This window comes from Cellulomonas bogoriensis 69B4 = DSM 16987 (assembly GCF_000767165.1).
Lineage (GTDB): Bacteria > Actinomycetota > Actinomycetes > Actinomycetales > Cellulomonadaceae > Actinotalea > Actinotalea bogoriensis.
Genome location: NZ_AXCZ01000168.1, coordinates 1 through 5,904, shown reverse-complemented (window position 1 = coordinate 5,904; position 5,904 = coordinate 1). Strand labels below are relative to the sequence as shown.

The 5,904-nt window shown below is 73.9% G+C and carries 5 protein-coding genes; 3 read left to right on the top strand and 2 right to left on the bottom strand.

All coding sequences use genetic code 11. The annotated features are described in order from the left end of the window. A partial coding sequence (locus tag N869_RS12300; RefSeq protein WP_035062126.1) for a ubiquitin family protein occupies window positions 1-304 on the bottom strand: 304 nt, incomplete at its 3' end. A 220-nt stretch (window positions 305-524) separates the two neighbouring features. Here N869_RS12300 and N869_RS12295 point away from each other — a divergent pair. From N869_RS12295 to eccCa, 3 genes are all read left to right on the top strand, one after another. Next, on the top strand, window positions 525-836 hold the full coding sequence (locus N869_RS12295) for a WXG100 family type VII secretion target (protein ID WP_035062129.1): 312 nt from the start codon (window positions 525-527) through the stop codon (window positions 834-836). Between the two features lie 14 nt (window positions 837-850). Next, complete coding sequence (locus tag N869_RS12290) at window positions 851-1,135, top strand: WXG100 family type VII secretion target (RefSeq protein WP_035062124.1); 285 nt, start codon at window positions 851-853, stop codon at window positions 1,133-1,135. Between the two features lie 122 nt (window positions 1,136-1,257). Then, on the top strand, window positions 1,258-5,229 hold the full coding sequence (gene eccCa / locus N869_RS12285; protein WP_052105506.1) for a type VII secretion protein EccCa: 3,972 nt from the start codon (window positions 1,258-1,260) through the stop codon (window positions 5,227-5,229). A 36-nt stretch (window positions 5,230-5,265) separates the two neighbouring features. Here eccCa and N869_RS12280 read toward each other — a convergent pair. Next, window positions 5,266-5,904: hypothetical protein (locus N869_RS12280; protein ID WP_232229720.1), on the bottom strand; the 639-nt coding region annotated here is incomplete at its 5' end.

The following is a 5,904-nucleotide window of genomic DNA, read 5'->3' as shown; positions in this document are numbered from 1 at the left end:
CCCCGTCGACCGGGCGCGCCGTCCCGGGGTCGGCCGGGCGCGTCCCCGTCGGCCCCTGCGCCCCTGAGCCCGGCACGCCCGGGAGACGACCGACCACGTGCAGGACGGTGCCGTCGGTGAGGGACTGGCCGTCGGTCGCGTAGGGGTCCACGGGACGACCGCTGGAGTCCAGCAGCACCGACGAGGGGTCGGACATCTCCAGGCCCGCCGAGCGCAGCGCCTCGTACACGGGCGTGTGGTGCGGCAGCACGACGTCCAGGGACCGGTCGCCGGTGCGCAGGCTGACGCGCGTGCGCAGCTCCATCGGCCCTCCTGGTCCCGGTGCGCCGGCGCCCGGCTCGTGCGCTGGTCGGGGCCAATGCTAGGCGCACGCGACACGGCGACCACCTCACCCTGTGGATGCGGTCTGGACACAGGTGGGGGGTCTACTACCGTGACGTCCGGCGCCTGGAGCAGGCGTCGACCCGGGCACCGTGCCAGGGTCGTGGCGGCCCGGAGACGGGCCTGAGGTGTGGGAGGTGTTCATGGCGGGTGAGGTCTCAGCAGCAGAAGGTGCTCTCAAGGCCGGCGCGGACGCAGTCGCGCAGTCCCGGAACGAGCTGCTGCAGCAGCTGAAGGTGCTCGAGGGCAACCTCGCGGGCATCGGGTCGCACTGGCAGGGGCAGGGCGCCGTGGCGTTCACCCGGCTGATGCAGCGGTGGCAGCAGAACGCGACGGCCATCATCAACGCGCTCAACGAGTTCGAGGCGAACCTGGTGTCCTCGCAGAACACCTACACCGCCACCGACGACCAGGCGCAGCAGTCCGCGAACGCGCTCGCCCAGCGACTGGGCTGACGAGAGGACGACGAATGAGCAACCTGAAGGTCAACTTCGGCGCTCTCCAGGGCGCTTCGGCCGACATCACGACGCGCGCCAACCAGATCGAGCAGACGCTGGCCAACATGGACCGGTCGCTGCAGCCCCTCAAGGCGAACTGGTCAGGTGAGGCGTCGGCCTCGTACGAGACCGCACGGGCCAAGTGGACCGCCGCGGTCACCGACATCAAGGCGCTGCTGGCCGACGTCGGCCGCGCGGTCGACGCCTCCGGGCAGGACTACCAGGCGACCGAGCGGGCCAACGCCGCACGCTGGTAGGACCGCAGCACCCCCACCCCCCACGCCCGACCAGGTCCGCCCCCGCCGATCCAGCACCGGCGGGGGCGGACCTGCCTGCAACGGCGTGAGGCACGCCGGCACCAGAACGCGAGGAAGAGTCCGTGACCGCACCCACCGTGGCCGAACCCGCGGCCCCACCACCGGTCCCCACGGGCAAGGTCACCGTGCAGGCGCCCCCCGAGCTGGCCGCGTCGGAGGGCATGAGCGGCACCCTGTCGATGATGGTCCCGATGCTGGGTTCCCTCGGCGGGATCGTGTTCGTGGCCGTGGCCATGCCCGGGCCGCGCGGCATGATCGGCGCGGGCATGTTCCTGATCGCGACCCTCGGGTTCGTGGGGGTGAACATCTGGCGGCAACGCTCCCAGCACCAGAGCACCGTGGTGGGGGCCCGCCGGGAGTACCTGGCGTACCTGACCGAGCTGCGCGGCTCCGTCCGCGCCGCCGCGCGCAGCCAGCGTCGCCGCGCCCTCTGGTTCCACCCCGACCCCCGGGCCCTGGCCGTGCTCGCCGAGGAGCGCAGCCGCGTGTGGGAGCGCCGCCCCGAGCACGACCTGTTCCTGCACGTGCGGACCGGACGGTCCGACCAGGCCCTGTGCGTGACCCTCGAACCGGCCGAGACCCCTCCCCTGGCGCAGCTGGACCCTGTGGCCGCGTCCGCCGCGCACCGGTTCCTGGTGTCCCACAGCACCCAGCGGGACCTGCCGCACGCCCTGGACCTGCGCACCGCCGCCACCGTCGAGGTCGCCGGCGACGAGGACGCCGCGCGGGGCACCGCACGCGCCGTCCTCGCGCAGATCGCCGCGTTCCACTCACCCGAGGACGTACGCGTCGCGGTGCTCACCACACCGGAGGCGGCACCCGCGTGGGACTGGGCCAAGTGGCTGCCGCACGTGCAGTCCACCCGCGCCCGTGACGCGATCGGGCCGGCCCGGATGATCAGCACCTCGATGGCCGACCTGGAGGTCCTGCTGCCCGAGGGCCTGCAGGACCGGCCCCGGTACGTGCCGGGGACCCCGCCCGACGGCCCGCACGTCGTCATCGTCGTCGACGGCCCGCTGCCCACCGGCCACGCGCTGCTCTCACCCGACGGCACCTGCGGGGTGACCGTCCTGCACCTTCCCGACCGGTGGGACGAGCTGACCCACCCCCACACCCTGCGCCTGGTGCTCGGCGGCGACGACCCCCTGGGCCGTGCCGACCGGCGCGCCGGTACCGCGCTCGGCGTCGCGCGCCTCGGTACCGCCACCCCGGCCGGCACCGCCGACCACATGGGCGTCGCCGACGCCGAGGCCCTCGCGCGGCGTCTGGCACCCCTGTACCTGGAGAGCGGCCCCGTCCAGACCGACAACCAGACGTCCGCCGAGCTGGTGGACCTGCTGGGCGTCGGCGACATCCGCGACTTCGACCCCGGCGTGCACTGGCGCCCGCGCCTGCAGCGGGACCGGCTGCGCGTGCCGATCGGCCTCACCAGCCAGGGCCAGCCCCTGGCCCTGGACATCAAGGAGTCCGCCCAGCAGGGCATGGGCCCCCACGGCCTCATCATCGGTGCGACGGGGTCCGGCAAGTCCGAGGTGCTGCGGACCCTGGTCCTCGCCCTCGCGCTCACCCACTCCTCGGAGGACCTGAACTTCGTCCTGGTCGACTTCAAGGGCGGGGCGACGTTCGCCGGCATGGCCGACATGCCCCACGTCTCGGCGATCATCACGAACCTGAGCGAAGAGCTCACCCTCGTCGACCGGATGCAGGACGCCCTGCAGGGCGAGATGACCCGCCGCCAGGAGCTGCTGCGGGCCGCGGGGAACTTCGCCAACGTCACCGACTACGAGAAGGCCCGCACCGCGGGCCGCACCGACCTGCCGCCGCTGCCCGCGCTGATGATCGTCGCGGACGAGTTCTCCGAGCTGCTCAGCGCCAAGCCCGAGTTCGCCGACCTGTTCGTGGCCATCGGGCGGCTGGGCCGGTCGCTGCAGATGCACCTCCTGCTCTCGTCCCAGCGCCTGGAGGAGGGGCGCCTGCGGGGCCTGGAGTCGCACCTGTCGTACCGGATCGGTCTGCGGACGTTCTCGGCCGGGGAGTCCCGGACCGTCCTCGGGGTCCCCGACGCCCACACCCTGCCCCCCGTGCCCGGCATGGGGTACCTGAAGCCCGACACCACCAGTCTCATCCAGTTCCGCGCCTCCTACGTCTCGGGGCCGCCCCCGGCACGGCACCGCAGCACCGCCGGGGCCGGCGGACGGTCGGGCGACGCCCGCATCGAGATGTTCACCGCGGCGCCCGTCATCGGCGCTCCCGTCCCCGACGGCCCGGCGCCGGCGGCCGTGCCGGACACCCCCGAGGACCGGTCCACGTTCGACATCGCCGTCGAGCGGATGGTCGGGCAGGGCCCGCCCGCCCACAAGGTGTGGCTCGAGCCCCTGGTGGTCCCCGCCACGTTCGACCAGCTCATGCCCGATCTGGCACCCGACCCCGAGCTCGGCCTGGTCTCCCGGACGTGGCGGGACGCCGGCGACCTCGTCGTGCCCCTCGGGGTGGTCGACCGACCCCTGGAGCAGCGCCGGGAGAACCTCACCCTGTCCCTCGGTGGTGCCGCCGGTCACGTGGCGATCATCGGCGGGCCCCGCAGCGGCAAGAGCACCGCCGCGCGGTCGGTCGTCACCGCCCTCGCCCTGACCCGCACCCCCGCCGAGGTGCAGGTCTACGTCATGGACTTCGGCGGGGGCACGTTCGCGCCCCTCGCCCACCTCGCCCACGTCGCGGGCGTCGGGACCAGGGCCGAACCGGATGTCGTGCGACGGATCGTCGCCGAGATCGACGGGATCGTCGACGCGCGTGAGGCCTACTTCAGGGCCAACGGCATCGACTCGATCGAGACCTACCGGCAGCGCCGCGCCCAGGGTCTGGCCGACGACGGCTACGGCGACGTGTTCCTCGTCGTGGACGGGTGGAGCACCGTCAGGACCGAGTTCGACGAGCTCGAGGCACAGATCCAGACCCTCGCCGGACGAGGGCTGACCTTCGGGCTGCACCTGGTTGCCACCGCGAGCCGCTGGATGGACTTCCGCACCCAGGTCAAGGACGTGTTCGGCACCAAGATCGAGCTGCGGCTCGGGGACCCGATGGACTCCGAGATCGACAGGCGCGTCGCCGCCAACGTCCCCGAGAACCGTCCCGGCCGGGCACTGACCACCACCGGGCACCACGCGATGGTGGCGCTGCCGCGCGTGGACGGCGCCAGCGACGGTGGCACGCTCGGCCAGGGGATCGACCACCTGGTCCGCTCCGTGGCCGAGGCCTGGCACGGGCCCGCCGGGCCCAAGCTGCGGCTGCTGCCCGAGCTGGTCCCCCTGCAGGACGTGCGCGACATGGCCCCGACCGGTGACCGGCTGCTCCTCGGCATCGACGAGGCCCGCCTCGCACCCGTCGGCCTCGACCCGCGCAGCACCTCGCACCTGGTGGCGTTCGGCGACAGCGGGTCCGGCAAGTCCGCGCTGCTGCGCGGGCTCGCCGCCGAGGTGAGGCGCACGCACACCCCGCAGCAGGCCCAGATCTTCGCAATCGACCTGCGCCGCTCCCTGCTCGGCGAGATCCCCGAGGAGTACCTCGCCGGGTACCTCACCACCCAGGAGCAGGCCACCACCTCGATGACCGAGCTCGCCGACTACATCCGAGGTCGCCTGCCCGGACCCGACGTCACACCCGAGCAGCTACGCACCCGGTCCTGGTGGACCGGGGCCGAGGCCTACGTCCTGGTCGACGACTACGACCTGGTCGCCACCTCCACCGGCAACCCGCTGCTGCCGCTCCTGCCCCTGCTCGCCCAGGCCGGGGACATCGGGCTGCACCTGGTGATCGCGCGACGCACCGGTGGCGCCGGCCGCGCCCTGTACGAGCCCGTCCTGCAGGCCCTCAAGGACCTCGCAGCACCGGGACTCGTGCTGTCCGGCAACCCCGACGAGGGTGCGCTCGTGGGCAAGGCCCGCCCCACCCCGGCGCCCCCCGGACGGGCCCAGCTCGTCACGCGCGACCACGGCCTGCAGGTGGTCCAGCTCGCCCTCGCGCCCTCCCAGCACTGAACCGGCGGCCCACGCGGCTGCACGCGGGGGCTGCGGTCACCGGAGCCGGACCGTGCCCAGCACCTCACGCAGACGACCGGGCTCCAGCGCGGCGTCCGGACCGCTCACGGAGATCACGGCGAGGGTCCCGTCCTGCAGCTCGGCCGCCAGCACCACCACACGGACCCCGTCCACGACCTCCGACCCGGCGACGTGCCGTGCCCCACCCCGCCACGGGACGTCGATCCTCTGATCGGGGGCGAACGGGCCCTCGACGTGGTCGACGCCGCTGTGCGCCCCGGCGGCTGCGGTGAGCACCGTCACCAGCACCCCGTCAGGGGCGACCCACCCCCACACCCCGTCCAGGTCGGGACCGTCACCGGCGACCCCCTCGCGCAACGCCACCAGACGCTCCTCCGGGACGGGCGCCCAGGGCCCGAGGTCAGCCGGGAGCACCAGGCTCACCGGCCCGAGCGCCGTCGAGCCCGGCAACGGGGCACCCGCACCCGCACGGCCGGTGTCCTGCGGGCTGTCGTCCATCACCGCCGCCGTCAGCGCCATCCCCGCCACGAACGCCACCGTCGCCATCAGCAGCAGCACCCCCTCGGCCTGACGCGCCGAGAGCCCACGCCACACCCGGGTCACCCGACGCGCACCCGACCGGCCCCGCCGCGCACCACCTCGCAGGCCCCGGCG